A 1812-nucleotide genomic window follows, 5' to 3' on the forward strand; every position below is an offset into this window, starting at 1 on the left:
CCATCGCGCTGCTGCGTCAATCAGCGTGGATGGACCGCAATCTGTCCTAATCGCACATACCAAGGCACCCTAGAAATAGTCCCAACACCACAAACTTAGACCATCATGCAAAGTGGGGTATAGAGGGTGCCAGCCCCACCCCCGCAGTCCCCCTCGGCCACATTTCTGGCTTGCCCCGCGCTTTTCTTCTTTCTCTCTTTTTCTCTCTCTTTCTCAATCTAATCTCACACACGAAGGTCAAACAGGACACCCGCCGACGCGAAGCGGAGCGTATTCTTGCCCCTCCCCCTCGTTGCATGATGGTCTAAAGCTGTCTACTATGTAACCAATGATCTGTTAGAACAAACCCACACATAGGCGGCAACATGGCTAAAAACTTCATATCAGAACAATTCTCGGCCATGTGCCGCGACTTAACGAACCTGTCCTCCCTTATCAAACGACTACCGCCACGGTACGCAAAAGTTGCGGCCATCCCTCCTACCAGAAAAGGAATGGAGAACGAGCCCGTCAACAAGATTGTCGTAACTGAACAAACTGGCCGTGAAGCTCTTGAACTGGCAGCGCACAGCTACAGAGATCTTCACATCAACCCAGACTATTCGCAGAAGTCTGCCAGGCGCACCGTGGGGGTACTCTGGTTCTCCCCTTCCAGGATTGGTGTAGCTGACGAAATTGCGGCGACGGTTGAACGCATCAACGCGGCCAAAGCTGGTATCGAGGAGTTCATTATCTCGACGTACCCCACCAGGCAAGAAAGGTTTGAAGCACTTCGAGCGGACTGCCCTGGCGTCATGACTCTCCACCTTTACAGACAAATTCGGTGCTATACCAATGGCGACATCGACTCTATCCGCTTCACCTGGCAACGGAAGGACTCCTTGAAGAAGCCCGTAAAAGAGGAGCTTTTGCAACGCATCAGAGAGGAGCTGGAGCGATCTGGGCCAGACTATCAACTTCCCCTGGAGCAGCTTATCCAGAAGATCGCCAGCACCCCGGAGCCTTATCTCCGGGAACGAAGGGAAGTAAAGGTTCAGCCGGTGGCAAACGTCATGGCCGCAGGGGTACTCAAAACCGTTACCGCGCCAATGCCTCTGATCGTGCTCCAGGACAAGGAGGTTCAGCTCAAATTGCTTCGTAGCTTTGACGCCTCAGAACAACGCAAAACCCGATCTGATAAAGCGGCATCGGAAATCCTTGGCACCTTCGGTGGAGTCACCATCGAATCCTTCCCTGGATGAACCAGCGTGACCACGTAACAAGGCTCTTCCGCAGGCGGAAGGGCTTTGTACCACCCAAACAATTCCAATCGACAGCAGCATGATATATAATTATGATAATTACCGTATTACCGTATTACCGTAATTATCATAAACATTACAAATTAAAAGGAACGTTCTCATGGCAAGAAAATTGGTTGAGTTTGACGATGTAGCGGCTGCGGCCCAGAAGCTCAAGGACGCCGGTAAACGTCCAACGGTCATCGCTATCAGAGACATCATTGGCAAGGGGAGCTTTACCACCATTTCAACGTATCTCAAACAGTGGTCAGAGGAACACTCCCTCGATGAGGAGCCGGTAGAGGTAGTCCTTCCAGAATCGGTTATGAGTGATGCTGAGCTCTTCCTACAGAAGATCTATACGGTAGCCAAAGCAAGCGCCGATGAGCAGCTTGAGCGCGAGCGTGAACTGCTACGACAGAAAGAGCTTGAGTACCAGGAAGATATGCAGCAAGCCGTGGACATGGCAAATGATGCCACCGAACGGGCTGAACTACTGGAAGAACAACTTGAAGCTCTCACCAACAAAAAA

Annotated in this window: 2 protein-coding genes; both read left to right on the plus strand. The window is 51.4% G+C overall.

What is annotated here, in order from left to right; genetic code table 11:
• The first annotated feature begins 365 nt into the window (after positions 1-365).
• Positions 366-1241 (plus strand): DNA replication terminus site-binding protein, encoded by an 876-nt coding sequence (locus tag BHE89_RS16120; RefSeq protein ID WP_011872889.1) that lies wholly within the window; start codon positions 366-368, stop codon positions 1239-1241.
• 160 nt (positions 1242-1401) lie between these two features.
• Positions 1402-1812, plus strand: a 411-nt coding sequence (locus BHE89_RS16125) for a DNA-binding protein (protein ID WP_171742521.1), incomplete at its 3' end; no start/stop codon positions are given.

This window comes from Shigella sp. FC1967 (genome assembly GCF_001743005.1).
Taxonomy (GTDB): domain Bacteria; phylum Pseudomonadota; class Gammaproteobacteria; order Enterobacterales; family Enterobacteriaceae; genus Proteus.